This is a genomic window from Neorhizobium sp. DAR64860/K0K1, from assembly GCF_050500205.1.
Classification (GTDB): Bacteria; Pseudomonadota; Alphaproteobacteria; order Rhizobiales; family Rhizobiaceae; genus Neorhizobium; species Neorhizobium soli.
In genome coordinates this window covers 3,433,588-3,460,528 of sequence record NZ_CP191459.1, presented here as the reverse complement: position 1 = coordinate 3,460,528, position 26,941 = coordinate 3,433,588, and the positions used below count along the sequence as shown (strand labels likewise).

General features: G+C 59.7%; 24 protein-coding genes and 1 pseudogene. 15 read left to right on the top strand and 10 right to left on the bottom strand.

What is annotated here, in order from left to right; all coding sequences use genetic code 11:
• The 3 genes from ACQY1J_RS21340 to ACQY1J_RS21330 form a co-directional block, all read right to left on the bottom strand.
• Positions 1 to 924, bottom strand: a complete 924-nt coding sequence (locus ACQY1J_RS21340) for an alpha/beta hydrolase (RefSeq protein WP_430250798.1) — start codon at positions 922 to 924, stop codon at positions 1 to 3.
• Between the two features lie 79 nt (positions 925 to 1,003).
• Entirely contained in the window at positions 1,004 to 1,627 is a 624-nt protein-coding gene (locus tag ACQY1J_RS21335) for a class I SAM-dependent methyltransferase (RefSeq protein ID WP_192078850.1), read from the bottom strand.
• Positions 1,628 to 1,636: 9 nt separating this feature from the next.
• Complete coding sequence (locus ACQY1J_RS21330) at positions 1,637 to 2,314, bottom strand: pseudouridine synthase (RefSeq protein ID WP_430250797.1); 678 nt, start codon at positions 2,312 to 2,314, stop codon at positions 1,637 to 1,639.
• 147 nt (positions 2,315 to 2,461) lie between these two features.
• On the opposite strand from ACQY1J_RS21330, the gene ACQY1J_RS21325 reads away from it, so the two are divergent.
• Positions 2,462 to 3,865: a DUF6880 family protein gene (locus ACQY1J_RS21325; protein ID WP_430252025.1), complete on the top strand. Its 1,404-nt coding sequence runs from the start codon at positions 2,462 to 2,464 to the stop codon at positions 3,863 to 3,865.
• Between the two features lie 89 nt (positions 3,866 to 3,954).
• Here the strand turns inward: ACQY1J_RS21325 and fdhA are convergent, their stop codons facing one another.
• Positions 3,955 to 5,145 (bottom strand): formaldehyde dehydrogenase, glutathione-independent, encoded by a 1,191-nt coding sequence (fdhA, locus tag ACQY1J_RS21320; protein WP_430250796.1) that lies wholly within the window; start codon positions 5,143 to 5,145, stop codon positions 3,955 to 3,957.
• A gap of 901 nt (positions 5,146 to 6,046) precedes the next feature.
• On the opposite strand from fdhA, the gene ACQY1J_RS21315 reads away from it, so the two are divergent.
• Complete coding sequence (locus ACQY1J_RS21315) at positions 6,047 to 6,490, top strand: PTS sugar transporter subunit IIA (protein ID WP_062576960.1); 444 nt, start codon at positions 6,047 to 6,049, stop codon at positions 6,488 to 6,490.
• A gap of 103 nt (positions 6,491 to 6,593) precedes the next feature.
• A complete protein-coding gene (locus ACQY1J_RS21310) occupies positions 6,594 to 7,445 on the top strand; it encodes a dihydrodipicolinate synthase family protein (protein WP_430250795.1) in 852 nt (283 codons plus the stop codon).
• 77 nt (positions 7,446 to 7,522) lie between these two features.
• Here ACQY1J_RS21310 and ACQY1J_RS21305 read toward each other — a convergent pair whose 3' ends face one another.
• The 3 genes from ACQY1J_RS21305 to ACQY1J_RS21295 all read right to left on the bottom strand — a co-directional run bounded on the left by ACQY1J_RS21305 (position 7,523) and on the right by ACQY1J_RS21295 (position 9,391).
• Positions 7,523 to 7,768 (bottom strand): hypothetical protein, encoded by a 246-nt coding sequence (locus ACQY1J_RS21305; RefSeq protein ID WP_156461718.1) that lies wholly within the window; start codon positions 7,766 to 7,768, stop codon positions 7,523 to 7,525.
• Between the two features lie 83 nt (positions 7,769 to 7,851).
• Entirely contained in the window at positions 7,852 to 8,301 is a 450-nt protein-coding gene (locus ACQY1J_RS21300; protein ID WP_430250794.1) for a phage regulatory CII family protein, read from the bottom strand.
• A gap of 400 nt (positions 8,302 to 8,701) precedes the next feature.
• Complete coding sequence (locus ACQY1J_RS21295) at positions 8,702 to 9,391, bottom strand: permease (protein ID WP_092665381.1); 690 nt, start codon at positions 9,389 to 9,391, stop codon at positions 8,702 to 8,704.
• Positions 9,392 to 9,661: 270 nt separating this feature from the next.
• Between ACQY1J_RS21295 and ACQY1J_RS21290 the strand changes: the two genes are divergently transcribed.
• The 3 genes from ACQY1J_RS21290 to ACQY1J_RS21280 all read left to right on the top strand — a co-directional run bounded on the left by ACQY1J_RS21290 (position 9,662) and on the right by ACQY1J_RS21280 (position 11,465).
• Positions 9,662 to 10,060, top strand: coding sequence for a DNA breaking-rejoining protein (locus ACQY1J_RS21290; protein WP_113166278.1), 399 nt, complete (start codon positions 9,662 to 9,664; stop codon positions 10,058 to 10,060).
• Positions 10,061 to 10,111: 51 nt separating this feature from the next.
• Positions 10,112 to 10,849: a CPBP family intramembrane glutamic endopeptidase gene (locus ACQY1J_RS21285; RefSeq protein ID WP_200933918.1), complete on the top strand. Its 738-nt coding sequence runs from the start codon at positions 10,112 to 10,114 to the stop codon at positions 10,847 to 10,849.
• 76 nt (positions 10,850 to 10,925) lie between these two features.
• On the top strand, positions 10,926 to 11,465 hold the full coding sequence (locus tag ACQY1J_RS21280) for a hypothetical protein (RefSeq protein WP_156466544.1): 540 nt from the start codon (positions 10,926 to 10,928) through the stop codon (positions 11,463 to 11,465).
• 164 nt (positions 11,466 to 11,629) lie between these two features.
• Here ACQY1J_RS21280 and ACQY1J_RS21275 read toward each other — a convergent pair whose 3' ends face one another.
• Positions 11,630 to 13,705 (bottom strand): methyl-accepting chemotaxis protein, encoded by a 2,076-nt coding sequence (locus ACQY1J_RS21275; protein ID WP_430250793.1) that lies wholly within the window; start codon positions 13,703 to 13,705, stop codon positions 11,630 to 11,632.
• A gap of 729 nt (positions 13,706 to 14,434) precedes the next feature.
• On the opposite strand from ACQY1J_RS21275, the gene ACQY1J_RS21270 reads away from it, so the two are divergent.
• From ACQY1J_RS21270 to ACQY1J_RS21250, 5 genes are all read left to right on the top strand, one after another.
• A complete protein-coding gene (locus ACQY1J_RS21270) occupies positions 14,435 to 14,815 on the top strand; it encodes a hypothetical protein (protein WP_174197535.1) in 381 nt (126 codons plus the stop codon).
• 223 nt (positions 14,816 to 15,038) lie between these two features.
• Positions 15,039 to 16,163, top strand: a complete 1,125-nt coding sequence (locus tag ACQY1J_RS21265) for an ABC transporter ATP-binding protein (protein ID WP_082476353.1) — start codon at positions 15,039 to 15,041, stop codon at positions 16,161 to 16,163.
• Positions 16,164 to 16,253: 90 nt separating this feature from the next.
• On the top strand, positions 16,254 to 17,231 hold the full coding sequence (locus tag ACQY1J_RS21260) for an ABC transporter substrate-binding protein (protein ID WP_430250792.1): 978 nt from the start codon (positions 16,254 to 16,256) through the stop codon (positions 17,229 to 17,231).
• Between the two features lie 4 nt (positions 17,232 to 17,235).
• Positions 17,236 to 18,939 (top strand): ABC transporter permease, encoded by a 1,704-nt coding sequence (locus ACQY1J_RS21255; protein ID WP_430250791.1) that lies wholly within the window; start codon positions 17,236 to 17,238, stop codon positions 18,937 to 18,939.
• A gap of 152 nt (positions 18,940 to 19,091) precedes the next feature.
• On the top strand, positions 19,092 to 20,042 hold the full coding sequence (locus ACQY1J_RS21250; RefSeq protein ID WP_092665391.1) for a DUF808 domain-containing protein: 951 nt from the start codon (positions 19,092 to 19,094) through the stop codon (positions 20,040 to 20,042).
• 341 nt (positions 20,043 to 20,383) lie between these two features.
• On the opposite strand, the pseudogene ACQY1J_RS21245 reads toward ACQY1J_RS21250, so the two are convergent.
• A pseudogene (locus ACQY1J_RS21245) lies at positions 20,384 to 20,939 on the bottom strand (DUF1349 domain-containing protein); the annotation flags it as partial.
• A 69-nt stretch (positions 20,940 to 21,008) separates the two neighbouring features.
• The gene (locus ACQY1J_RS21240) at positions 21,009 to 21,956 is read right to left on the bottom strand and encodes a YiiG family protein (protein ID WP_430250790.1); all 948 of its coding nucleotides are present in this window, start codon (positions 21,954 to 21,956) and stop codon (positions 21,009 to 21,011) included.
• Positions 21,957 to 22,233: 277 nt separating this feature from the next.
• On the opposite strand from ACQY1J_RS21240, the gene ACQY1J_RS21235 reads away from it, so the two are divergent.
• Genes ACQY1J_RS21235 through ACQY1J_RS21220 form a run of 4 tightly spaced genes read left to right on the top strand, consistent with a single transcriptional unit; the run spans position 22,234 to position 26,934 of the window.
• Entirely contained in the window at positions 22,234 to 22,986 is a 753-nt protein-coding gene (locus ACQY1J_RS21235; RefSeq protein WP_430250789.1) for an IclR family transcriptional regulator, read from the top strand.
• A 3-nt stretch (positions 22,987 to 22,989) separates the two neighbouring features.
• Positions 22,990 to 24,087: an ABC transporter substrate-binding protein gene (locus tag ACQY1J_RS21230; RefSeq protein WP_113166359.1), complete on the top strand. Its 1,098-nt coding sequence runs from the start codon at positions 22,990 to 22,992 to the stop codon at positions 24,085 to 24,087.
• Between the two features lie 59 nt (positions 24,088 to 24,146).
• Positions 24,147 to 25,865: an ABC transporter permease gene (locus tag ACQY1J_RS21225; protein WP_062576981.1), complete on the top strand. Its 1,719-nt coding sequence runs from the start codon at positions 24,147 to 24,149 to the stop codon at positions 25,863 to 25,865.
• A complete protein-coding gene (locus ACQY1J_RS21220) occupies positions 25,858 to 26,934 on the top strand; it encodes an ABC transporter ATP-binding protein (RefSeq protein WP_430250788.1) in 1,077 nt (358 codons plus the stop codon). Before ACQY1J_RS21225 ends, ACQY1J_RS21220 begins: the two co-directional genes overlap by 8 nt.
• Positions 26,935 to 26,941 lie beyond the last annotated feature (7 nt).

Genomic DNA, 26,941 nt, shown 5'->3' with positions numbered 1-26,941 from the left:
TCAGTCGCTAACTGCCATCCGCCGCACAGCCTCGCAAAGCGCCTCGAAACCGCTGCGCGCGCCAGCACTCATGTGGCGGGCACGCAGCCAGGCATGCACCATCTGCGGCTCCTCGCGGAACGTCGCCTCGACGCCCGCCTCTCGCAACCGTCGCGCATAGAGTTCGCCATCGTCTCGCAATGGATCGAAATGCGCAACGGTGATATAGGCCGGCGGCAGGCCGGATAGGTCGCGGGCCAGAAGCGGATGCGCGACGGGTTCAATTTCTGGCGCCTTGAGGACTGCCCGGTAATAAGCGACATCGGCCGTGGTAAGCCCCGGCGCATAGGCCATCTCACGGTAAGAGCCAGACACAAGATCGCCGCCAAGTGCTGGATAGATCAGTACCTGGCCGGCAATCCCCGAAAGTCTTTCGTCCCGCGCCCGTAACGCAAGCCCCGCCGCAAGATTGCCGCCGGCGCTGTCGCCGATCAGCACGACCTTTCGGCCCTCCCCTAAAAGCTGCTTCATCACACCGAAACAATCGTCCGTCTGGGCCGGCCAGAGATGTTCGGGCGCAAGCCGGTAATCGACCGAGACCAGTTCCGCCTGCGCGAAATCGGCAATCTCCGCACAGATAGCGTGGTGGCTATCCAGCGACCCGACGACGAACCCGCCGCCATGCAGGTAAAGAAGAACGGTTTCGCTGCTGATCGTCGCGGGTCGGTAACGCCGGATCGGCACGACGAGCATCTCTTCCTGAAACGTCAGGCCCTGCGGCAGCGGCTGGTCGAAGCGGGCGCAGAGCGCATCATACCAGTCCCGCTGCTGCGCGATCGGCGCATCCACGGCGTCGGCGGGATAAAAGCGATCGCAGATATCGAGAAATTCGAGGATCCCGGGCTCTTCCGGAAACGGGCCGGACTTCTGGTCACTCTCTGACATCGGCAAGGCACTCCCAAAGAATGCGGGATACTATGCGCAATCTCCGCCACAGGGCAACAATGGCAGTACCGTCACCCAACTACTCGCCGGTGATCTTCGCCTTCACGAAGACATCGTACCGCGTGCTCTTCCCCAATATCTGGTGGGACGGTTTGCGCACGCCCGCCATCGGCTCGGCGCGCAACGGCCATTTCAGCACGACCCGGTTTTGGGCCGCCTCCAGCGCGACTTGCATGAGCTGTACGGAATCCGCATCGGTCCCGACGATATCCCGGATCAGCCGCATCTCTTTCTTGACGAGAGCCGTTTTGTCGCGTGGCGGATGCATGGGATCGATCAGGATCACCTGCGGCTTCATCTGCGGAAGGAGAACACAGGAATCCCCGTGCACCAGCGTCATCCGGGAGACCGTCTCCGCATGCCGCCCGCCTTCCGCCCGCGCCCGTTCGAGCCCTTCCAGAAGTAGCTCATGCATCGTCTCGGATCGCTCGATCAGCGTGACCCGCGCGCCGAGCGATGCCAGCAGAAACGCATCCCGGCCGAGGCCTGCCGTCGCATCGACGACGTCAGGGATCGTGCCGCTCGAAAACCCAACGGCCTTCGGCAGGTCTTGTTTGCGGCCCTCGCCGGAGCGGAAACGGTGGCCGACCGCGCCGCCGACAAAATCGACGATCAGCGGCGTTTTCTCGAGGTTTTGTGCCAATGTCCGATCTCAGAAGGGAGTTGGTGCGGTGAACGTGACGTCCGAACCGGCAGGATGACGGAAGCTTAGTTCTTCGGCATGGAGAAGCAAACGGTTCGCGGCCAGAAGCGCATCGCCATCCGCATAGAACTCGTCCCCGAGAATAACGTGGCCCAGCGCTTTCATATGAACACGCAGCTGATGGGTGCGGCCCGTCAGCGGAAACAATCGCAGCCGCGTCCTGTTCTCGCCGTATCCCATCACCTGCCAACGCGTCTGGGCCGGCTTGCCATGGTCAGGATCGACGCGGTGGCGCGGCTTGTTGTCAGGATCGATCGCCAACGGCAGGTCGACCAAGCCTTCCGCCTGCTCGAGCCTTCCCCAGACCTCGGCCACATAGGATTTTCGCGTGGTGCGACCTTCGAACTGCGCAGCGATAAGCGCATGTGCCTGGCGGTTGAGCGACATCACCACGACACCGGATGTATCCTTGTCCAGACGGTGCACGATCAGCGCCTCCGGATACTCTTTCTGCACCCGCGTCAAAAGACTGTCCGAGAGCGCCGGATGCCGCCCAGGCACCGACAGCAAGCCGCTCGGCTTGTTGAACACAAGCAGATGCGCATCGCGATGCAGCAGCGAAAGATAGGGATCCTGCGGCGGGTTATAGATCGGATCGGCATCGGAAAGCGCGTTCATGGCGACCATCTACCAATGATTCCGTTAGGGTGAAAGGTCCTCGACAGCGCTCGGCAGCAACCCGATGGCGAAATGCGGGCCGAAACACTTGCAAATCCCGGTCCGGTTCTGAACTGTCGCTCCCGACACCTCACGCAAGACCGTATCGACATCGCCATGGCCACGAAGACGACCCTCAACGCGAAGAACCTGGAAGCGCTCGGCTCGCAACGACTTGCCGAGTTGCTGATTGAGATCAGCATGGGCAGCGCCGCAAACAAGCGCAAGCTTCGCATGGAACTGGCCGGCAGCCACAGCAGCGAAGAAGTGGCGCGCGAAGTTCGCAAACGGCTCGGCAGCATCGCTCGCGCCCGAACCGTCATCAGCTGGAGACGGGTAAAATCGACGAAGGCCGACCTCGAAACCCAGCGCAAGACGATCGTCGAGACCGTGGCACCGGACGATCCAGGCGAAGGCTTCGAGCTGATCTGTCAGTTCCTTTCCCTCGGTGAGCCGATTTTCGAAAGAACGGACGATGCGAGCGGCGTGCTGCTTGCGAGTTTCCATCAGGCCTGCAGCGATGCTGGCATCATCGCCAGCGCATCAGGCATCGACCCCGATATTCTTGCCGACAGGGTTCTGGCGGCGGTTCAGAACAATGGCCACGGCCAATTCGACCCGTTCATTCCAGCCATGGCCCCGGCCCTCGGCACTCAAGGCCTCGACCGCCTGAAATCGCTGCTTGTGCAGTGGTTGAACGAGCCCGACGAAAGCGCCCGGGAAAGCATCGGCACCACCTCACCGAGGCACGACCGGCATGATGAGACGACAGTGCGTATCGCGCTTCAGGCAATCGCCGATGCCACAGGAGATGTGGATGCCTACATTGGCGAACAGCCGGAGAAAACCCGACGAATACCGGCAATCGCTGCCGAAATAGCTCGCCGTCTCCTCTCCGCAGGGCGCGCCGAAGAAGCGCTGCAGGCGCTCGATGGCGCCGAAATAACCGGTTCGCCAGACCGCGAGATCGAATGGCAGCTCGCCCGCGCCGAGACGCTGGAAACCCTGGGACGCACCGAGGAAGCCCAGGCCGATCGCTGGCGATGGTTCGAACAGTCGCTCAGCGACATTCACCTGCGCGCATTCTTGAAACGCCTGCCGGACTTCGACGATATGGACGCCGAGGAAAGAGCGTTTGCCTATGCCCAGACTTCCCCGGATGTTCACCAGGCCCTCGCCTTCTTCCTGCGCTGGCCGGCACTCACCCAGGCAGCACGACTCGTGACAACCAGGACGGCAGAACTGAATGGCGATCTCTACGAACTGATGACATCAGCTGCCGAGATGCTCGCCCCCCATCATCCGCTCGCCGCAACGCTGATCCTGCGCAGCATGATCGACTTCTCGCTCGATCATGGAAAAGCCAGCCGCTACAAGCACGCAGCCCGGCACCTGGCCACAGCGCAAGCGCTTTCACCCCACATCCTCGATCAAGGCACCCTGAAATCCCACGACGCCTATGTCGCAACCCTGAAGCGCCTGCACGCAAACAAGCGCGGCTTCTGGAAGCATGTGGCGTGAGGACTTGGCAGCGTTGAGGCGGCGAACTGCTTGTCCGGCACCAATACGGCGCCGGACAAGGGTAGCGGGCTGCAACTCGGCCGGCGTGATCACGCGGCTTTCGTCAGGTCTCCATGAGGATCCAGCACGTATTTGACCGCAGCCCCCTGGTCGAAGCTTTCATAGCCTTGCGCCGCTTCATCAAGCGAAATGATCTTGGCGTTGACGATGTCGGCGATCGGCAGTCGGTCGTGAAGGATGGCTTGCATGAGCTGACGATTGTATTTCAGCACCGGCGTCTGGCCCGTGTGGAAGGACTGGGCCTTCGCCCAGCCGAGACCCAGCCGAAGCGACAGGCTGCCCTGTTTGGCGGCGTCATCCACCGCACCGGGATCTTCCGTCACGTAAAGGCCGGGAATACCGATCGAGCCCGCCGCGCGGGTAATCTCCATCATCTGGTTCAAAACGATAGCCGGCTGTTCGCCACCCGAATGTCCGCGCGCTTCGAAACCGACGGCATCGATGGCGCTATCGACCTCGTCGGTGCCAACCACCTCGGCGATCATGTCCCCGAGCCGGTCGCTTTTCGACAGATCGATCGGCTCGAAGCCGACCTTGGCGGCGTGGGCAAGACGATCCTTGTTGAAGTCTCCGATCATCACGACCGCTGCACCGAGAATGCGCGCCGACGCAGCAGCCGCAAGACCGACCGGACCGGCGCCCGCAACATAGACCGTCGATCCGACCCCGACGCCTGCCTTGACCGCGCCGTGAAAACCGGTCGGCAGGATATCCGACAGCATCGTCAGATCGCGGACCTTCGACATCGCCCGGTCGCGATCCGGGAATTTCAAAAGATTGAAATCGGCATAGGGAACAGTGACATAACGCGCCTGGCCGCCGATCCAGCCGCCCATATCGACATAACCATAGGCGCCGCCCGCGCGCGACGGATTGACGGTGAGGCAGACGCCCGTATCCTGCGACTTGCAGCAGCGGCAGCGGCCACAGGCGACGTTGAAGGGCACGGAAACGATATCACCGATCTCAAGCATCTCGACATCGACGCCCTTTTCGATGACCTCGCCGGTAATTTCGTGGCCAAGCACGAGACCCGGCAAGGCCGTCGTGCGCCCGCGCACCATATGCTGGTCTGACCCGCAGATATTGGTGGAAATCACTTTCAGGATAACGCCATGCTCGATCCGGCGTCCATCCGGCGCCTCAAGCTTGGCGTCGTCGATATCCCTCACCTCGACCTTGCCCGGCCGCAAATACACGACACCTCTGTTCCTGCTCATGCCCATTCCTCCTCTGGGTTAGACGGAAAGCCAATGCTGCTCGCCGGCAGTTCGCTAGAAGCGGCACTTCCGCCGCATTCCCTGATCTCTTCCTCCTCGAAAAGATCAGGCGAGCAAAACAATGTACCTCAACCCCAGCAGCAGACCACCATCATTCCCATTCGACTGCCGCGACAACGACATGCGGAGATGCAATGGCGACGAGTGGCGATTTGGCGAGGAAGACTTCCGAATAGCGCACAGGTCAGAGCGCCCGAAGAACAGACAAGACGTCATTCAGGAACGCCGCTCCGACGTGGAAACGCTGTGACTGCGTTAAGGCAGATGGAGGTGTGTTGGGCGGGCTAGTGACCTGGCGCGAAGTGTCAAAAATCACTATGCATTTTCTATATTCTAGTCCTGCTCCCCGTCTCGAATCCCTATGCGTATCCGATCCATAAAGACGGAGACCCACGCCAACCTGCGCCTGGGCATCGACCCGAAAAAGGTGCGACATGATGTTCGACTACAGATTGTTCGGAGCTTCGACGATCCTTTTCGAGGCTTGTCTTGCCCACATGCAGTGGTGTCAGGAGCGGCTTCAGTGCGTTTCGTGATGTTCGCCCGCTTTGTTCGCAACGCCGTCTTTCCCCGCCGGAACGCAAGGATGGCATGTTGTGGCTCCAACGTTATCTTCGGAATTGTTTGCGCACTTGGCTCGGTCATGTTCGTGGCGAAGGTCATCACCAACATTGCATCCGTCAACTGAAATGTCGGAAACAACAGGGCAAGCCCGTCGTGCTGCGTCATCGTGTTGGGCACGATGACGCAGTACGACTTCCGAACAAGGGCAAACCCCGCAGCTGGTGGTGCAGCTCGTTCAGAGACGAACCAGGCTTCGGAATTTAACGGAGGAGAGAAAATGTTGGTCCACGATTTTCTCCTGGCGGAGAACGTCTTCGTTGGGTTGAGTTCATCGTCAAAACAACACCTCCTGCGGCAGATATCTGAGAAGGCTGGCGAAGCGACCTCGGTTCCTTACCGTATAATCGCCAAAGCACTATCCGACCGCGAGGTCCTGGGCTCTACGGGTATCGGGGGCGGTGTGGCCCTTCCGCATGCTGCAGTCGCTGGACTGGAATCCGTATTTTGCCTTGTGGTTCTTCTGGCGCACCCGATCGACTTCGAGGCCGTGGACGGCGAGCCCGTCGACATCGTCATTCTGCTTCTGACACCCGCTTCCGCACGGACGGAAGCCCTCAATGTCCTGTCATGCGTCGCCAGGCGCTTTAGAGAGGGCGACGCTGTTCGAGGGCTACGGGCGGCCAGGACCGGTGACCAGGTTTATGCAATCCTGACAGCGTGACGCCATCCTTGCACACGGAAAGCTGACGAGTTCGTCCGACCCATCGACATCTGGAAGATCGGCGATCAGTTCGACGTCGGTCTCGTCTCAACGGGAAATCACCATGACGTTCTTTCGGGGGCCAGGGCCTTTTTCTATCACAGCGATGCTGACGCCGTTCTCAGCCACCAGCGTCGATATCGCAGTCTTCGAGGCTGAAGTCCGCCACCAAGTCGCGGCGGGAATCGACGGTATCGTCGTCCACGATGTCATCGGGGAGAGCTGCGCGCTTGAGCAGAGGGAACAGGACCTGCTTTTGAGAACGGCCGTCCGCTGTGCGGATAGCCAACTGACTGTCATCGCCGCGACAGGATCGAACTGTACGGCGAAGACGATTGAACGTTCGCTGAGGGCGCAGGAACTGGGGGCAAAGGCCTTGCTGCTGACGGTGCCCTATTACACGAAGCCAACCCTGAAAGGCGTAGTCGATCATTTCCGACAGATCGACGCTGCGGTCCGGCTTCCCATCCTGATCGACGACGATCCGTCAAGGACGGCGCGAGATTTCGGGGAAGAGATGCTTGTCGAGCTTGCTGACCTCGCTCAGGTCGTCGGTATTTGCCACGGCCCCGCACGTCTTGCCCACTTCGCCAATATCAGGGCCTCGTTGCGCAACCGGTTCAAGCACTTGTCCCGGGACGACCACTCCCTGTCTTCCTTCCTCGCACTTGGTGGATCGGGCGTGATATCTGCGCTGAACAACATCCGCCCAGCACCGGTAACGTCACCGAACTGGTCCTTTGATGCAAGGTCCACACCGCAACTGGATACGTGTGATGTCGCGGGGCTGAAGGTTGCCGTCTCGTTGGATCGCCCCTTTCCCACCGACGTTCGGTTGCCGTTGATGCCGCTCGAGCGGGACGAAGAAATCGTCCTTCGCACCGTATGCGCGGAGTTCTTGAGGAGCGACCGTTGACCACGCCCCAGCCTGAAAACTACGCCGTCTATATTTCTTTGTCGCGAAGCCACATCGATTTCGACATGCCCTCAGACTTATTTTTCTTTTGCCGCTTTTGAATGCGTCTTGAGCAAAAGGAGAAACAAATGATGATCGAAAAACAGTCCGCGAATGAGAAGATTCCCCTCCCGGGCAACACAGCTTTCGCTGGACCAAGATTCCTGATTGGCAGAAATCGTCGGGGTGGTTGGATCGTAAACGACCGCCTCGGGCTGGTCGGTGGCATCTTCGTCAACGAAGCAGCCGCCCGTCATTTTGCGATTGAAGAGTCTGACAGGCACTACGAGCTTATAGCAGTACTGGACGACGCGGCGATCGAGCTTGAGTTCCGCAAAGCAGATTTCTCAAACGCAACAGCATCCCATCAGTCCTCCGAAATCTGCAACCGAAGTGTTGCAAGCGCTCGTTCGGCCTCAACGATATCCTTCAGTAGAAGCCTCTTGTGACGGTGGTCCAGCCCGCCGCCTGCCAACACAGCGTCCACAAGCTCAAGGATATCGGCCGCTTCGACAACGACCTTTGTCGCTCCCCTTTGTACCGCTTCGTTGGCAAGGCGTCCCTCGACCGGAGGCATTATACGCTCTGCTGCCACAAAGACGCTTCCGTCCAGAAGATAAGACACCAGTCTCGGGTCCGGTAACAGTCTGATCAGAGCCTGGATCTCGTCGGCGGAAAAAGGGCTGCGAGCAATCAGTCGCGAGTGAAGCGAGGCGTAGCTCATCCCCAAGGCGGCCGCCGCTTCCTCAACCGACATCTGCTTCTCCACCACGAGAAGCGTGTAGACGATGTGGGCAAAATCTTCGCCGCGGTTCATGAGGTCCCTCCTGAGTGTTGGATCGTCACACAGAGGCCCTGAGGCTGCAAGGCCGTCAAAACGGCGCACGCGTTTTGATCGCGAGAGCCCGTCTGAGATTCTATCTGCGCCGAGGCCGGCGTGACCCCCGTCGGCTGGGATGGTCCTGTGAAGTACCGTGCCGACCACATCATCATGGAATGACTATGCTTTTCTGGATCATCATGTCCGTCACAGTCTTTGTGACAACCGTAGCGGCCATTGTCCTCGGCATATCACTTGCCGAAACAGGAAGACTTCACTTCGGTGCCTCCGTAGTTCTCTGGGCCGTCATCGAAGTTTTCATCCCCATGTGGCTGATCATCCGTCACGGACGAAAATGACGTCATGGCACCACCGGTCGCTCTTCTCCGCCAGTTAATCAACCAGGGCCGGGAGCGATGCTCTTGGCGTCGAGAGTGATCACCGCTGCAACGGTAAACGCCGCGATGGTGGCAAACAGGAATGCTCCAACGAAAATAGCGATGGCTTTCAGCGCGCCCACTCCAAGGTCGTGCCTGAACCAGCGGACCTGCGCCTGCGCGTACCAGATGGTGGCAACCGCCATTGCGACGACGCCGGCAAGGTTTCCTTGCTCCTGCGGCATGCTGAAGAAATCGAGGCCCAGCACGAGAAAGAAGGCGAAGGGTGCCGCGACATAGCACTGGCTGAAGAAGGGCGGGCGGAGAGAATTTCGGGTGATCCTGACCCTTTTCGATCGCAGCAGCGTCACCGCCATGCAGAGCGGAAAGATACCGAAGATCACCCCTCTTGCGATCAGAAGATTGGAGCCCGATCCGAGCTCGCGGGCAGCTTCCGTCGGATCGTAGACCGATGGCAGTGCTCCGGACAGCGCCTGTGAGAGAAGCAGCGTAATGAGCAGGAACAGGGGCGGGCTAAGCGTGTCCTGATACTGTTCTTCCGGCTCGTCGGCGAGTTCGATGTCTGCGTAGCGCATCATGCTGAGTGGCCTGACGACGGCACGCCACATAGTAACGGGATAAAAGACCAGCCACGACACGAGCTCGTAGAGGAGCTCTTCGAGCGACTTCAGCAGTTTCATGAAGTCCACGTGCCAGTCCTTCCCGTTGATGCCTGCGTGAGGTTGCACCCTCTTACCAGCGTCGGCACCAGACGTCACTGTGCAGTGCCCTGTCTCTGCGCGCAGGCGGGCAGCTGCCACCGTGAAGGACTTGGCCGAACAGGCTTCCCATGCCATTTCAGCTAATGTAGATTTTTGACATAGACACCGTGAGGTCGTCGCATGAACCCGAACAACTTCGCCAAGGCGCCAAGCCGTGCGAGAGACTTTGCTCGTAGATCGAACGGGAGGAGCCAGTCGATGAAGATGATGAAAAGCCTGATATTCGGGGTCGTCATGATGGCAGCCGTGCCCTCTGTCGCCGACGAAATGCGGCGCGAGACGGTTCGTTTTGCTACGGGATCCTCGAGCTCAACCATCAAATCGTCGGTCAAAGGCTACCAGACGGTTCAGTACGCGCTGTCGGTTACGGCCGGCCAGAAGATGAGCGTCCAGCTCGATTCCCGCAATACAAGCCTCTACTTCAATGTGACCGCTCCGGGCGCCGATGCGGCGATGTACAACAGCTCGATCGATGGAAACGGCACCAGCATCACGATTCCGTCCAGCGGCAAGTACCTCATCGACGTCTATCTGATGCGCAATGCCGCAAGGCGCAATGAGACCGCGAGTTACGATCTCACGCTCTACGTCGAGTAGTCATCCGAACCGCGTGCGACACGGTCGTCCGGAAATGTCGAGGTTCGAAGGGTGATTTCAACCGATCGCGATTTCCCGTTCTACAACGGCAAGCCCGTCGAAATTGATGGACCGGGCTGGCTCCTTGTCATTGTATCGTTGGCGAGCGCTCTGCTTGTGCTCACCCTCGTTCCCCTTCGCACCTTCCCCTACAATCTCATTCCGGCGCTGCTGTTCGTCGCAGTCCCCGTGTTGGCGCTTCGCAAGGTAGCCGGGCCACACTGGAACTGCCTGTTCCGTCCTGTCGGATTTCGATCCGTGGGGCTGATGGTGCTGTTCGGGGTTGCTACGCTGCTGGGATCCATGGCGATGGGCTTGGTCCTGCAACAGTTTTTCGAACTTTACTCCAATCCCGTCGCGGATGCGATCGCCGCGATGTCGGCAACCCAGGTGAGTGCCACGCTTCTCGTGACCGGCATCCAGTTGGTAGGGGAAGAGCTTTTCGGAATACTGCCTTTCCTCGCTGTTTTGTGGCTGTGCGTACAGCGTTTGCACCTGTCACGAAGGTTGGGGATCGTTATCGCCGTTGTCGTTTCGTCTCTGCTCTTCGGCGCGGCGCATCTGCCGACCTATGACTGGCACTTTGCACAGTCTCTCATCGGCATCGGTTTTGCCCGCCTGATACTCACGCTCGCCTATATCGTCACGAGAAATCTCTGGGTCTCCGCGGGCGCCCATATCATCAATGACTGGACTGGATTTGTCTTCATGTTGGAGTTCGGCCACGTGCCGATCAACGCAGTGGAGTGAACCTCGAAGGCCAGTGGTCGCTAAGAAATCCACCTCATGGCCTTCGTGCCGCAACGTTCGAACGAAAGGACTTGGAATGCGTCTCGTAGCGAAATCTCTCATGGGCATGGTCCTGCTGTCGGCCCTCCCCGCGTCCGCAAACGACGTTCACCAGACGAAGTGCAAGGGCAACAGCGGAGCATGCATCCAGGAAGCCCAGCGCGTCTGCGGTGGTGAATACCACGTTCTTTTCAGTGAAAGCCACGCCGGAGGGCTCCTCGGCGACAGCGTTCCAGGACCGGTGACCTGGTACTCCATGAGCTACGAATGTCCGAACTCCCGTGGCGACAAGCCGGACTTCCCGTTCCGCGGCAACACGTATTCACCGCCGCCGGAACGCGACATCGAAACGAAGTCGCGGCAGAGGGTCTCCATCGGAAGCATGGGTAAATTCTGCCAGGGAGAAGCATCAGCCACGTTCGGCCGCAGGCCTCAGGAAATCCTTACTCTCCCGGTGGAGCGCACGGGGGGCGGGTTTACTGTCTACGGCCAGTTCCCACCCGAGGGATCGCGGGTCACCACGTTCGAGTGCCGCTTCGATTCGTCCGGTGCATTCAGACGCGTTGTTCGGGACTAATTACGGTTTCGCAACGACGCGCAACCTTCCTCGCGGTCGCGAGGTCCGGGTCTCCCACGAGAGCGGTCGCTTTGATCGTCGCCCGTCACCGACACGTAGTCATCTCAATGTGAAGCTGCTGCTCTCCGTTTATCGAGGGGCCAGCTCCAGAAACCTCGCTGAAATTAAGCAGCGTGGTCCACTCCACTCGCGTGAGTGTCGCATGTTGATGGTCCCTGCGCGAGCTGGAACATGCCCACAAGACCGCGTAGGCGTTGCGCCTCGTTCATGAGCAGTGCGCTTGCCGCATTATTTTCCTCGACCATCGCGGCATTTTGCTGTGTTCCGTGATCGAGCATGTTGACGGCCGTGTTGATCTCGTTGAGGCCGACGGATTGTTCGCGAGCCGAAAGGGCAATCGCTTCGACTTGCGTGGTGATCGCTTTCACGCGGCCGGTGATTTCGGTCAGTCCTTCGCCGGTCTCACGGACGCAGCGAACGCCGTCTAGAACTTCTCGGTCAGACGTCTGGATCAGTTGCTTGATTTCTCGTGCGGCTTCCGCCGACCGTCCTGCCAGAGCGCGGACCTCCTGGGCAACCACCGCAAATCCTCGTCCTGCCTCCCCCGCTCTTGCCGCCTCGACCCCGGCGTTGAGAGCCAGAAGATTGGTCTGGAAGGCGATCTCGTCGATCACGCCGATGATTCCGCCGATTTTGGTCGACGAGATCTCGATGCGTGCCATGGCTTTCAACGCATTTGAAACGAGCACAGCTGTGCTTTCACTCGCGGCATTGGTTTCGCTGGCAATACGATGGGCGTCTTGCGATCGGCGCGACGCGTTGCCGACATTGGCAGTGATCTGTTCGAGCGCTGCCGCGGTCTCTTCGAGCGATGCGGCCTGCTGCTCGGTACGGCGGGACAGATCGTCAGCGCTCGAGGCGATCTCGCGGCTTCCCCCCTCGATGGAAATGCTTGCATGGGCGATCGAGCTCATGACATCGGCCAACTGGGCGACTGTTGCATTGAGATCGCGGCGTAGATTTTCGAAGTCCGGCGCAAATGGCTCGGTCAGTTCGAAAGCGAGATCGCCGCTTGCCAAACGCCGCAGCCCTTCGGCGAGACCTCCGGTTGCATGGCTCAATCGTGCCCTTGCCTCGGTCTCTGCTTCCCGTTGCAGGCGGACGCGTTCACCTTCCGCGTTGGCCCGTACGGTCGCTGCTTCTTCTTCCAAACGACGGTTGGCGATCGCCGCCTCCCGAAACGTGTGCAGCGCGCCGGCCATGGCACCGAATTCGCTGCGAGATCCAAACGACGGGATCGCAAGATCCGTCTGTCCCTCGGCGAGTTTACCCATGGCACCGGTCATCGCCGCGACTGGCCGCGTAATGGACCGGCCGATAATCCAGACGCCGCCACCAAGCCCGACGATCGCCAGCAGAACCAGGCCGGCGACGACGGTAAGGTTGCGAGACGCGACTCTTTCATTTTCCACGAGGATAGTCTCGCGCTCCGTTTCGTAAGCTGTGCTGACAGCCTGCACCTGCGGCTCTAACGCAAGGTAGGCAGCTGCAACATCCTTGCGGGTCTCTGCTTCCCCAATGCTGGCTTCGGCGTAAAAGCGAAATGCCGATCGGTAAATTTCCAGGCCATCGAGCACCCGGCTGCGCTGCGCGCCTGGGCGGAAGGCGTTCTTCACAAGCGTCGCGAATGTCTCAGCCTCCTCTGTGTGTTTTTGCAGATATGAGGCATCGCCACGCAGTATGAAGTCTTTCTCATGACGCCGCAGCATCAACATGCTGGCGCGAATAGCGGTATCGTCGACGGAGTCCAGACGTCCCTCGATCGAATGAACCGCCGAGCGCATGGCGCCCTGCAAGCCATTGTCCTGATCGAGACCAAGGTCCTGATTGTTCTTCACAAGCGTATCAAACGCTGCTTCGTAGGCAGTCAGGCCAATGCTCAGTTGGTCGAGTTGGGCTGCGAGTTCAGGAGTGGCGGAACGACGAAGGCTCGCCAGCACGCCACGACCTTCGGAAACGGCTGCCTTGAACTTGTCCGTGCTGGCCATCTCTTTTTCGAGCAGGAATGCCTGCTGGAACATGTAGCTGGCGCTCACGCTGGCCGACAGGCTTGCAACGTCGGCTTTGCTCTCGGCAAGCGCATCTGCAGCGGCACGATATCCGTGCTCGACGTGGCGCTGACCGATAAAGATGGCGCAGATCGTGATGATACCGACGAGCGCCATCGCCGCCAGGAGCATGACGCGCTGCGAGATTCGAAGATTGGCGAAGAGCAAAGGCTTAGACCTCAAAGGCAAGAAAACAGCGGCATCAATGCCCTTCGGCTCTTAAGCAAATGTCTACGGAGTGTGAATTTACTGTGACATAACCGCGTGCGTGCCGGTGCGGCGCAGCTCACTTGCCCCCTCGGCTAGATTGCGGAAGAGGGCTTCAGCACACTGAAGCTGTGATCATTGTGGAGTGCGATAACACCCTCGTATTCAAGGGCATAGAGAGCGTTGAGTAGCTCGTGCCTGGAAAACTTCACTGTCGTCGGCGTGTTTGCGATCGTGCGAAACCGGATCTGCGACGGCGGCCTCAGCCGCAATCGTCGCAATAGATCCGATAGAGCATGCACAACTTCGAGATGGGTTCTCAACGACCGGGTCTCCAGGTAACACTCTCGATCAACGCAACACGCGCCGAAGCGACAATGCTGTCTCCAGCTATCCCTGGTCTATTTCAGTTTTGTGACGCGGCTTGAGGAATAAGATGGCCTTGGCCAAGCAGTCGTCTGCGTAATCCTGCGTGGGCGTTACCTGATGGGCTTAAGAGTCCTGATGGCTGCATTGAGTGCGATCCTGACACGAGGTCTGTCCGATCCAGTTTGACACCAGGCCGGGCAGTCGTCAGGATCAATTTGCCCTGAACGACATTCGCACACCGTCGTCATCGGAACCGAACTTTCATCCGAAAAAGGAATCATCCTCATGGGCAAGAAACTGAACAAGGTCTACGAGGCGCTCGTCAGTGGCGCAGCCGACGGTCTAACCGGCAAAGAACTCTATGCTCATGTCGTAGACGAATGCCCGAAGACATCGAGCAAACGCATTGTCAAAGCCTCCCTGTTTGCGTTGTCCGACCCGGACATCAAGGAGAGGGGTCTGCTGGAGGCAATCTACGCGCTTGCTATCGACTATCGCCTGTCCTCGCTGGGGGTCGATGAAGAAACTCAGGAGACAGATGACGAAAACAGTCCGGCTCCACTTGTTTCACAGGAACTGAGAAACAGGCTCGAAAGCACGGTCTCGATTATTCCGGCCATTCGAGAGGACGCGACATTACCGGAACCGTCTAAAGGCATCCATTGAGTGCAGATAGGCACCGCTCAATCCGACGCACTCAGCGTCCATCGGGCACGTCCGTCACAGCAATTTCCAAGGGCTTGATGGCCTTCAGTACGAATTCGATAGCGAGAATATCGACCTCGTTCTACTGCCCTACCCAGTCGGAACTGGCTATGCCTCGCACCTGACCGTCATCCACACGTCACATATTCGTGGAATCTGATCTTGACGATCGGAGGGCGATTACGTGCCGTATCTATGCCTCAACGCGATATCGAAGCACTTCGACCAGTTCACAGCGCTGGATAGCGTCTCGCTCGCGATACCCGACGGAGCGTTTCTCGCCTTGCTTGGACCTTCAGGCTGCGGCAAGACCACTCTTCTGCGCCTGATCGCCGGGCTTGAGCATCCCGATCAAGGAGAGATCCGTTTCGACGATCAGTTAGTCGCCGGTGATGCCGTCTTTGTCCCACCGGAAAAGCGTCGCGTTGGCATGGTCTTTCAGTCGTATGCGCTCTGGCCGACGATGACCGTACGAAAAAATATCGAGTTCGGCTTGAAAGTCGCCGGGCTCACGGTTCAGGAGCGAAACCAACGCATCGATGAGGTTCTGGACGTCGTCGGGCTTCGGGGGCTGGATGGCCGCCGACCGCACGAACTGTCGGGTGGACAGCGTCAAAGGGTAGCGCTTGCTCGCTCGCTCGCAACCAGACCGCAACTCATCCTGCTCGATGAACCGCTTGCCAATCTCGATTCTCACTTGCGTGAGGCCATGCTCGCGGAATTCCGCCGTATCCATAGTCTGACCGGCGCCACATTCGTATTCGTCACCCATGATCAGGACGAGGCGATGGCGGTTGCGACGCATGTCGCCGTCTTGGACCGGGGCCGGCTACAGCAGCTCGGTACGCCGGAAGAGCTTTACCGCCAGCCGTCTTCGAGCATGGTTGCCCGTTTCATCGGTCGGGGACGGACGCTGCCGGTGCAAGTGGTTGAGTCCGGAGCGGGTCGAACGAAGGTCATGCTCGGCCAGCAGCTCCTCGACATGCCGGGCGAGGCCCCGACAGGCTATGGCTGGCTGTGCTGTCATGCCTCCGATTTCAAGCGCGTGCCTGAGGGCGGCCACCTGAAGGTCGAGCTCCTGGGTCAGGTCTTTCAGAACGGCGTCTTCCTCAGCCACTGTCTGCCGACTGAGATTGACGGCGACGTCGTCAGCCTGCCGCTCGAGGAGCGGTTAGCGCCCGGCACATCGATCGAACTCGTCCTTACGGGCGGCTGGGTGATCGGCGACGGCGGAACAGGCCAAACCTGGGCCGGCCGTGTCACTGGTCGATCGTCAACCTGTCGTTCTGCCGTCATCTCTGTGAGCTAGGCGAAACAGCACCTGCCGAACCGGTGGCCGTCTCCCCATCGCCCGGGCGGGGCCGCGTTCAAAACAATCTGCCCTATCAACGAGGTTCTCATGTTCTTCCGCACGCTCGTCGCCACAACCATTCTTGCCGGCCTCGCCTTCCAGGCCGCGGCCGCAGACACGATCACCGTTTACACCTCGCAGCCGCAGGATCAGATGACCAAGGTCATCGAGGCGTTCAACGCCGACCATCCAGAGATCAAGGTTGAACTCTTCCGTTCCGGCACGACCGAGGTCATGGCCAAGCTGCAGGCTGAATATGCCGCTGGCAACAGCCCGGCCGACGTCATCCTGATCGCTGATACCGTCGCGATGACGCAGTTGAAGAACGACGACCGCATTCTGGCCTTTACCGACGCTCCGGTTGCGGGCATAAACCCGGCCTTCATCGATGCCGACAAGACCTTTTTCGGCACCAAGGTGATCACCACAGGGATCATCTACAACACGAACCTCGTGAAGACCGCCCCGAAGAGCTGGAACGACCTGCTTGCCGCCGATGCGGCCAAGAGCCTTATCATGCCAAGCCCGCTCTATTCCGGTGCGGCCGTCATCCATGTCGGCACGGTAACGCAGCAGCCTGAATTCGGCTGGGCGTATTACGAAAAGCTGGCCGAGGCCGGCGCCGTTGCCGGCCAGGGCAATGGCACGGTTGTCGAAGCCGTTGCGCGCGGCGAAAAGGCCTACGGCATCATCATCGAATACATGGCCCTCAACGCCAAGAAGAAGGGTTCACCCGTCGACTTCGTCTTTCCCGCAGAAGGTGTAAGCTCGATCACCCAGCCAGTCGCCGTGCTCAAGGGGTCCGATCAGGTCGAGGCAGCCAAGACCTTCGTCGCCTGGCAGCTCTCCAAGGCAGCCCAGGTACAGGCCGCCGCCCAGGGCTATTTCCCGATCCTGCCCGGTGTCGCGCAGCCGGAAGGGTACCCGGCGCTTACCACACTGAACATCCTGCCCGCCGATAGCGATGCCATGCTCAAGGCCGACAAGGAAACCAAGGAAAAGTTCGCGGAACTGTTTGGCGGTTGACCCTATGATCCGCAGACCCGTTATGGGCCGGCCGCATCGTTTGGGAGGCGAGCATCTGCTCGTCTCCCTTCTCGTTTTATACGTGTCCTTCACGACGCTATGGCCGCTCGCGCGGCTCTTTTCCGCCGCCTTCCAACCCGGCGAGGACGGCACGCCGCTCGGGCTGATGCTGACCACGCTCGCCAGTCGCTCGGCACTCAGGGCGCTCTCGGGAACGCTGCAGACCGCGCTTCTGTCCGTTGCCGTGTCGACTGTCATCGGCGTGGCGCTCGCCTTTGCAGTCAGCCTTTTGAAACTCCGCACCCGCGCCGCACTGACCTTTCTCATCCTGATCCCGCTGATCGTGCCGTCGCAAACCATGGCGCTTGCCTGGATTGAACTCTTTGGCGCGCAGTCGCCGATCCTGAAACCGCTCGGCCTTGCGCCACCGCCGGGCTCCACCAACCCGCTTTATTCAACTGGCGGGATCGCGCTTGTGATGGGCATCGAACACATGCCGCTGGTTTTCATTGCTGTCCGGGCGGCGCTGCGGGCACTGCCGGCCGACCTTGTCGAGGCCGCGCGCATCCTCGGTATTTCGCCAGGCAGGATCGGCCTCGGAATCGTCTTACCCATCGTCATGCCTTCGGTGCTGGCTGGAAGCTTGATCGCGTTCACCGCGGCGATTGGCAATTTCGGCGTGCCGGCACTTCTTGGCATTCCGGGCCGCATCTCGGTCCTGACAACGTTGATCTACCAACGGCTGAACGGCTTCGGCCCGGCCGCCGCCGGCCAAGTGGCGACACTGGCGCTGATGCTCGCTGCCATGGCGGCGCTTGCCATCGTCCTGCGCAACATCGTCACGACCCGCATCGCCGTGCCGCTTCCGGCCGGGACACCCTTCGTGCCTACCCGCCGCGCGCCTGTAATCGAGTTCCTGCTGTGGATCGTGGTGCTCATCCTGTCGCTCGTGCCGCTCGCGGCGCTGACCATGACTGCGCTCTTGCCGGCCATCGGGGTGGCCTTCGGACCCGACAAGATAAGCCTCGACCAGTTCCGCGCCGTGCTCGACAATCCGACCGTGCGAAGGGCTTTTGCCAATTCGCTGCTGCTCGCCGTGATCACGGCCGCAATTTCGATGCTGGTGGCCGTACCGCTGGCCTTTCTTTCTCAACGCCGTACAAATCCTGTGCTCCGGCTGCTTGATTTCGTCATCGAGGGGCCCTGGGTCGTTCCCGGCACTGTTGTCGCGCTCGGCATGATCCTCGCGTTCCTCAAGCCGCTGCCGCTGATCGGGCTGTCGCTCTACGGGACCATGGCGATCCTCGTCATCGCCTATCTCTCGCGCTTCCTGCCGCTGGTGCTCCGGCCCGTGGCCGCCGCCGCGCAATCAGCCGACCCCGCACTGGACGAGGCGGCTCGCATTACCGGCGCCGGTCTTAATCGCCGCATCCTGTCCATCTTCTTGCCCGGCGTGCTACCGGCCGCGGCTGCCGGGGCGATTCTGGTCGTGATGACGGCGCTCAACGAGCTGACGCTTTCGACACTGCTCTGGTCGTCGGGAAAGGAAACCATAGGTGTGATGATTTTTGCCCTGCAGTATGAAGGAAACTCGACTGGCGCAGCGGCAGTCGCAGTTCTCTCAACCCTCCTCGTGTTGAGCCTTGCCGGGGGAGCGACATTGATTGGCTCAAGCATGCCGAAGGGCACCCTGCCCTGGTTGGAGTGATTGAAGTACGGGGGTTTAAGCTTAGTTCCTAGCTTCGAAAATGCGGGGTAAAGGCGTGCCCTACCTTCAAAAAGCTAGGGAAAGAGATGACGGAACTTGACGTGCTATTGATCTGTTGTGAGTGTCCAATCGGAAATTAACGGAGCATTTCGTTGGCGACAGGCCTGATAGCACTACTCGACGATATCGCTGCAATAGCGAAGCTGGCTGCTACGTCGCTGGACGATGTTGCGGCCCAGACTGCAAAAGCAAGCGTCAAGGCTGCAGGCGTTGTTATCGACGACACGGCTGTAACCCCGACCTATGTCGTTGGGCTATCACCGGCCCGGGAGCTGCCGATAATTTTGCGCATCGCTCTGGGCTCGCTGCGCAACAAGCTGGTCTTCCTCCTGCCCATCTGCCTCCTGCTCGGCTACTTCGCCAACTGGCTGATCACCCCGCTGTTGATGATCGGCGGCCTGTACCTGTGCTTCGAAGGCGCTGAGAAAATATACGGTCTGCTGGCCCCCCACGCGCACGATGTGGGTGACTCGTCGACACCGGTTGACCCGGTCGCGCTCGAAGAACAGAAGGTCGCCGGGGCTATCCGCACGGACTTCATCCTATCCGCAGAGATCATGGCCCTGACGCTTGCCGATGTTGCGGATTCCAGCATCTATACCCAGGCTATGGTGCTCGCTGCCGTAGGAGTGCTGATAACGGTTGCCGTCTATGGCGTCGTGGCTTTCATCGTAAAGGCCGATGACATCGGATTGCACATGGCAAAGGCGGGATCTGGCACGGCACGGGTGATCGGCCGCAGCCTGGTCAAGGGTGTGCCGGTGTTTCTACAGATCCTGGCGGCCGTGGGCACTGCGGCCATGCTCTGGGTCGGCGGCAGTATCGTCGTCCACGGGCTGGATGGGCTCGGGCTGTCAACACCCGAGCATGTCATAGAAGGGGCATCCCATTTCATGACGACTACCATCGGGGTTGCTCCGGCTGTGGTCGGGTGGCTTACGACATCCTCGCTTCAGGCTTTGCTGGGCATCATCCTTGGCGCCATCGTCGTCATTGGCGTAACGGCCGTGCATGCGGTGCTCCCCTCGCGTCGCTCGGCGTAACGTCCGGTAACCCCTTCGGAAAGATCGAACGGGTGGCTCGCCCGCGGACTCACCGGACTGAGTGCAGGACGTTGAGGATCAGCTCTATCGGTGTCCAGCCTGATAGCAGGAGCCGTCGCGATGCCGCTGGCCGTTTCGAGGTACGAAAAAGCCCGGGTTTTCTGGTCTGTAAGGTTTCGAACGTCGGCTTACGGACAGCCTCTCTCGCATCCCTATTGTATTCTTAAGGGCGCTGATTGCCGCCTTTCTGGCGTTGAGTTGAAGAACTGGTTCTGAGGGCAGAGAGCCGTGGCGGTTGAACCACGCAGCGCTCATCAGTCTTTCACCACTCCAAGCTGGCCTCATACCGACAGATCGTGGAGATCGCTCCTTATGGCCTCACCCACATCAAAGTCTGAAAAGCGCACGTTCAGCCCGCCGCGCTCCGGCGTACAGGCGGTCGGTCCAATGAGATAGCGATCCGCGGAAGGGAACGGCGCCAGGCGGAGAAGCGGCCATACCTTGCCGTCCGACGAGGCCTGTATCCTTGCCGCTCCGTTTTTGAGCGTGATCCGTATGATGAAGTCTTCCAATCCTTGAAACGGCTGCGAGACGGACCAGTCCGAGCTTCCGGTGGTGACAACCGTTGACAGAAAGCGCTCGCCGTCCGTAAACTCGACACCGGTCTTGATCCAGCGTGTCTCGTCAATCCGCAACATCAAACCCGCCTGGTCATACAGGGATCGGAACTCCCTGGACCCGGACCCGCGCTGTGAATCCTTCGCTGACCGAAACTCCAAGAAAATGTCCACTATCCCGCTCGAACCCGTAATGCGTCTTCTGCCAGAAGTCGGTCTTCTGGTCGGTCGTCATGGTAAGACGATCGGCCGAGACCTCCCAGTTCGCAGGCTCGTTGACCTAGGTTCCGTTCTCGAGATGGGTTCTCATCTATGCAGCCACTCCTTCGCCATCATCGCCATACGCATATCAGTCCTTGGCAAACACCGTAGCGGACTCTGAGGTAGAGACCATCGTGTTGTAGTCAGAGACAAGCCATTCGAGATCGTCGCCCGCGCCTTTGCGGGCGTCGCCTTTGGCCATTTCGAGTTTTTCGTCGAAATTGCGAAGCTTGGACAGGAGCGACGCCGGGCTGGACTCAAACACGTGGAATGAGTTGGGATGCTGGAGAGCGTAGTCGTCGAACTCCCGGACAGCCTGAGCGTAGTCGGCAAGCACTGATCTGAATGCAGGCATGGCGACCACGGGCTTTTCGTTTGTCGGCATCACGTCCATCACGGCCTCTGCCCGGAACATGACGTTTCGCACATGCCAGCGCGATTTCTTGCCCTCGGCCTTTTCGAGCGCGAGTAGCGATGCGCGGTCGAGCTTGACCTTTTCGGTCCTCATTGCGGCGTCCACTGTCTTCCGGCGTTCTTCATAGACGGGCGATAGGGCAGCAATGTCCTTATGGAACGCCTTACCGTCTGCCATCTTGTCCGACTTATAGTCCTGGCGCTCGTAATACTTGTTCGCCCGCTCGATGACGGGAGCCAGTTGCTGGTAGGTCTCGACATAGGCTGTCATGGCAGCGTCAAGCTCCGGCAGCTTTGGCTCTTCCTGAGCGGAAGCCAAGGCTTTGCCCGCCAACTCTCTCACGTCGTATAGAGAGTACATGCCATAGATGATGCGCTCCTTGCCGGTCGGGCCCTTCTTCATGTCGACCCAACTGTCGTAACGCTGTAGCGACTCGGACGCGCGCAGGGTTTGGTTGAGAAACTCGACGTACGTGTTCATCTTGCCCATCGCCGCGTCAGATACGGTGGCATCGGGTGGCGACTGGGCCTGTACGGGGGATGTCCCCAAAAGATATGGGACCGAACCCTGAAGGATCAGGACCAGAACCGAGGCGGTAACCGCCTTTGCGAGCGTCTTCATCGGATGCATTTCCCCATCGATCAGACAGCTATTTGTCGCGCTGGATCGCCAGATCAAGGCCAGGCTTGGATCGCGTCCATTCGCAGGACTGCGGCTTTGGTCAATGAGCCGCCAACCTTCACGCCGCTGCTGTATCCGGCTCTGATACTCAAGCCTCTCAGCATGCCGCAGCACGAGACGGAGAGACGCAACAAAATGGTCGCGTGTTGACTACCTCGTCAATTTTCACTATTCTGTATCTGTTCATTATGCTGAACTTTTGAAGATAGAGGTTATCGTGAGCGGTCGTGGTGTCGAGCGTGTTTTGGATATGATCGAGTGGTTTGCGGCTTCACCGGAGGGCGCGAGCCTTTCAGAGATCGCGGCTGCACTTGCCATGCCCAAATCGAGCGCGCTTCTCATGCTGCAATCGCTGGCCGAGCGCGGCTACATACACCGACTGGGCAGCGGTGAGTACCAACTCATCAGGCTCCCGGGTGAGATCTCTGCAGACGGTCCAAACTACGGGGCGCTGATTGCGCTTGTGTCACCTTATCTCTTGAATGCCGTCCAAGAGACGGGGGAGAGCGGGTTCATCGCCGTGCTGGAAGGTCCATCGATCCGCTATCTCAACAAAGTGCTACCCAAGCGAGAGATCCTTTACGATCGCGACATCGTGCCGACGCGTCCAGCACACAAGGTTGCGAGCGGCGTCGTTCTCTTGGCATCGGGCAGCGATGCGGATGTGGAAGCCTATGCGGAAGCGTCGTCCCTGTCCGAGGATGAGCAGTCGAAACTTCAAGAAGCCATCGCCAGTGCGCGCGCATCAGGTTTTTACGTCAATGCGATGGGTGTCGTTGAAGGTGCTGCCGGTGCTGCAGCGCCGATCATTGCTGCAAATGGCAAAGCCATCGCTGCTTTCAATATATCTGGCCCGCAAGGGCGCTTCATTCAAAATTCCGACCGCATCAGTCACGTGGTCAGGGAAACTGCAGTCGCGATTACCGAGGAGTTGGCGCGCCGCAGTCGTCGTTTATCCAAAGGGAGGTAAGGAATGAAATTCGTAACATTTTCGGCCGTGGCCGGGCTTTTGGCCGGCATTGCCGGTTTCGCGCAGGCTCAGGATGCCCCAGCCGGTTATCCCGCTGATTACTCGAAGATCATCGAAGGCTCGCGCTCCGAAAAGGGCCTGATGATCTATTCCAACATGGCCGACAACAACTGGCAGCCGCTCATCAAGGGCTTTAACGCAAAGTATCCTTGGGTGAAGATCGAGACTGTCGATCTGGGGTCAGGCACTGTCCATTCGCGCTGGGAAGCCGAAAAAGGCTCGAGCGCCCGCACCGCCGACGTGCTGGTCTCTGGCGCCAACGACCGCTGGGCATCCTACGGCAAAGACGGCCTGATGGAGGATTACAAGAGCCCCGAGATCGCCAAGCTCCCGGAATTCGCCCACCCCTATCCCGGCGTGAATGTGCTTTCCACCGATCCGCTGGTCATCACGTACAATGCCGCTCTTCTGCCGGAAGATCAGCGCCCGAAAGGTTTCGCCTCACTGGTTGAAGACGCCGTTGCCGATCCGGATACGTTCAAGGAAAAGATTACCACCTACGATGCGGCCCGCAACAGCTTCGGCCTTACCGCATGGTGGGCCTATATGGACAAGAAAGGTGAAGCCGGCTGGGCCGGACTTCGCAAGATCGGTCCGATGATCCGCGGCGAAACCTCGGGCGGTCCGATGAACGAGAAGATCGCCACCGGCGAATATCTCATGGGCATTGCCGTTTCCGGCATCACCATCTTCCCGCGCCTCGAACAGCCGGGTGGCGAAATCCTCGGCTTTGCCTTTCCAGACGACGGCACGATCATGATGCTGCGCGGCATGGGTATTCCGAAGGGCGCGGCTAATCCGAACTCAGCAAAACTCTTCGTCGATTATGCGCTGAGCCAGGATGGCCAGACTCAGGTCGGCAAGGGCGGTCTTGTGCCTTATCGCGAGGACGTTCCAGAGGACCAGGTTCGCTACACGTTTCAGAAGATAAGCGAAATCGTCGGCAAGGATAATGTGATCACGGCCGGTTTCGACCAGCGCTTGATTACGGAAGCCGGTCCCTTCGTCGCAAAGTGGAACGCTGCGATCGCCGGCAAGTAAGCCGAGCCAAAGGGCCGACTGGTCGTCGGCCCTTCCATCAACCCTGACAGGAAATATCGATGACGGATATCAGCCACCCCGGCACGGCCGGACGGGGGATAGACCGATCGCGTGCGATCTACTGGGGCGTTGCGGCGCTGACGACGATCCTCGTATTCGGTCCGATCACCCCGATTGTCTTCCAGGCCTTCCTCGACAAGCCGCTCTACGACGATACGGCTGTCATGACGGTCGGCAATTTCAGCCGCCTGTTTAGCGAACCGGGCATAGCCGGCGTCTTCTTCAACACCCTTTATTTCGGTGCGTTGACGATGGTCGTCGCGCAGGTCTTCGGTGCTGTCATGGCGGTGCTCGTCGGTCGTACCAACCTGCCGGGTCGCAAGTGGCTGGGCGAGATCTTTATCTGGCCGCTGTTCGTCTCGAACCTCGTCATCGCCTTCGGCTGGTTCACCATGTACGGACCGTCAGGCTTCATGACGCTGGCGGCGAAAACCTATCTCGGCGGTGCGCCTTGGAATCTCTACAGTGTCACTGGCATGGGTATCGTCGCAGGTCTCAGCCAGGCGCCGCTCACCTATCTCATGTGTCTTGCCGCCGTCACAAAGGCCGACCCGCTGCTCGAAGATGCGGCGCGCTCGACCGGAGCTGGTCCCTTCCGAGCCCTGTTTTCGGTCACCATCCCAATGATCCGTCCCGCGATCATCTATTCGGCCGTGCTGAACTTCGTCGTTGGCATCGAGATGTTGGCCATCCCGCTGCTGTTCGGCGGTCCGTCTGGAATTCAGACGGTCACGACCTTTCTCTATAACGCCGGCATCAACGCTGCGGTACGGCCAGAATACGGAATTGTGGGCGCGGCTGCCGTCATCCTACTGGTCGTCGTTGCCTTGCTTGTCTGGTTACAGGGCTTTCTGATGAAAGGCGCTGGCCGCTTCGTCACCGTGCGCGGCAAGGCAAGCCGTCCCTCGACGCTCGATCTCGGTGCCTGGCGCTGGCCGGCGTTCCTGTTCGTCTTCGCATTCGCATTCCTGACGATCATTTCAATCTTCGGAGGCATTTTTCTGCGCTCGGCGGTGAGCTTCCTCACACCGCTCATACCAGTCTGGAAGGTGATGACGACCGCCAATTTCGAGCAGGTTCTTGGCTCGGCCACCTACGTGCGCTCGATCGTCAATTCCGTTCTGGTCGCGACGATCGGTGCTGCGATCGGCACATTCTTCATTCTGGTCATCGCGTTGGTCGCCCGCCGGTCGGATTTCAAGCATAGCCGGGCGCTAGAATATATCGCGCTTTTCCCGCGCGCGCTTCCCGGCATCATCGCTGGCCTCGGGTTCTTCTACGCAGTTATCTGGCTGCCCGGAGCAGACGTCATCCGCGGCACGATCGCGGTGCTGATCCTTGCTTTCATGATCCGCTATATTCCGGTCGGCTTTGGTGCCATCGCGCCGGCGCTTGCTCAGGTCGGTGAGGAACTCGACCGCGGTGCGCGCATTTCCGGCGCCGACTGGTGGACGACCGTGACACGCATCATTGTGCCGATCCTCAAGCCCGCGCTGTTCAGCTGCTATGCGTTGCTGTTCATCCACTTCTTCAAGGAATACGTGACGGCGGCCTTCCTCTATCAACCGGGGTCCGAAATCATCGGCACCACCATGCTGCAGCTTGTCGCTCAAGGTGACAACGGCCCGGTCTCCGCCCTCGCAACCATACAAGTCGTCATTACCGCCGCGTTCGTGATCATCGCTCGCCGCGTCATGGGAGCCAAAATCTATGGCTGATCTCGTCCTTCAGAACCTGACCATCAAGTACGGCGCCGTCACGGCTGTCGACAACCTCAACATCCATGTTCAATCCGGAGAGTTTCTGACGTTGCTCGGGCCGTCCGGCTGCGGCAAGTCGACCTCGCTGTTCGCGGTCGCCGGTCTCAACCATGCTACGTCGGGAACGATCCGCATCGGCGACCGAATCCTGTTCGATGGCAACGCCAAAAACACGGTACCGCCGGAGAAGCGCAATATCGGTCTGGTATTCCAGTCCTACGCACTGTGGCCACACAAGACCGTTGCCGAGAACCTCGCTTTTCCTCTGACGCTCCGAAAGATTGGAAGAGCCGAGCGTGACGAGCGCATCCGGGAATCGCTCGGCCTCGTGGAAATGCTTCCCTATGCGGACCGCTTTCCGTTCGAACTTTCCGGTGGCCAGCAGCAGCGCGTCGCACTTGCTCGAGCCCTCGTCTACCGCCCGCCGCTTCTGCTCCTCGACGAGCCGCTTTCCAACCTCGATGCCAAACTGCGCGAGCGTGCCCGCGTCTGGCTCCGAGAGCTGCAGGAACGATTGAAGGTCACCACCATCTACGTCACCCACGACCAGGCAGAGGCACTGGCCGTTTCCGACCGGATTGCGGTGATGAGCATGGGACGGATGCGCCAGCTCGGCACGCCGCGCGAAATCTACGAGCGACCAGCCGACAGCTTTGTCGCGGACTTTATTGGCTCGTCTAACTTTTTCGAAGGAACGATGGTCGAGAACGGTGCCGACAAAGCCCGCATCCGCTTGGCCGATGGCAGCGAGCTCGTCACGCCCCCCGGTGCCGCAGGCAAGGACGGTTCCGTCGTCGTTGCCATCCGCCCTGAAAAGATCGAGCTCACGAACGAGACTGGCCCGAACACGATGCGGGTGTCGATCGATCAGCGGACCTATCTCGGCTCGGTCTGGCAATATGCGGTCCGGTCGGGCCCGATCGAGTTCCGGGTTCAGACGCCTTCAGAGCTGAAGCAGGATTCGATCCTCGTGCGCATTCCTCAGGAACATTGCGCCGTCTTCCCCGACAAGCCCGGCGCGAATTGAGGTTTTC

Coding starts and splice junctions, on each gene's coding strand:
- ACQY1J_RS21340 (WP_430250798.1), bottom strand. CDS start 924: ATGTCAGAGAGTGACCAGAAGTCCGGCCCGTTTCCGGAAGAGCCCGGG.
- ACQY1J_RS21330 (WP_430250797.1), bottom strand. CDS start 2,314: ATGGTCGCCATGAACGCGCTTTCCGATGCCGATCCGATCTATAACCCG.
- ACQY1J_RS21325 (WP_430252025.1), top strand. CDS start 2,462: ATGGCCACGAAGACGACCCTCAACGCGAAGAACCTGGAAGCGCTCGGC.
- fdhA (WP_430250796.1), bottom strand. CDS start 5,145: ATGAGCAGGAACAGAGGTGTCGTGTATTTGCGGCCGGGCAAGGTCGAG.
- ACQY1J_RS21315 (WP_062576960.1), top strand. CDS start 6,047: ATGTTGGTCCACGATTTTCTCCTGGCGGAGAACGTCTTCGTTGGGTTG.
- ACQY1J_RS21310 (WP_430250795.1), top strand. CDS start 6,594: ATGACGTTCTTTCGGGGGCCAGGGCCTTTTTCTATCACAGCGATGCTG.
- ACQY1J_RS21300 (WP_430250794.1), bottom strand. CDS start 8,301: ATGAACCGCGGCGAAGATTTTGCCCACATCGTCTACACGCTTCTCGTG.
- ACQY1J_RS21290 (WP_113166278.1), top strand. CDS start 9,662: ATGAAGATGATGAAAAGCCTGATATTCGGGGTCGTCATGATGGCAGCC.
- ACQY1J_RS21280 (WP_156466544.1), top strand. CDS start 10,926: ATGCGTCTCGTAGCGAAATCTCTCATGGGCATGGTCCTGCTGTCGGCC.
- ACQY1J_RS21275 (WP_430250793.1), bottom strand. CDS start 13,705: ATGCTCCTGGCGGCGATGGCGCTCGTCGGTATCATCACGATCTGCGCC.
- ACQY1J_RS21270 (WP_174197535.1), top strand. CDS start 14,435: ATGGGCAAGAAACTGAACAAGGTCTACGAGGCGCTCGTCAGTGGCGCA.
- ACQY1J_RS21260 (WP_430250792.1), top strand. CDS start 16,254: ATGTTCTTCCGCACGCTCGTCGCCACAACCATTCTTGCCGGCCTCGCC.
- ACQY1J_RS21255 (WP_430250791.1), top strand. CDS start 17,236: ATGATCCGCAGACCCGTTATGGGCCGGCCGCATCGTTTGGGAGGCGAG.
- ACQY1J_RS21240 (WP_430250790.1), bottom strand. CDS start 21,956: ATGAAGACGCTCGCAAAGGCGGTTACCGCCTCGGTTCTGGTCCTGATC.
- ACQY1J_RS21230 (WP_113166359.1), top strand. CDS start 22,990: ATGAAATTCGTAACATTTTCGGCCGTGGCCGGGCTTTTGGCCGGCATT.
- ACQY1J_RS21225 (WP_062576981.1), top strand. CDS start 24,147: ATGACGGATATCAGCCACCCCGGCACGGCCGGACGGGGGATAGACCGA.
- ACQY1J_RS21220 (WP_430250788.1), top strand. CDS start 25,858: ATGGCTGATCTCGTCCTTCAGAACCTGACCATCAAGTACGGCGCCGTC.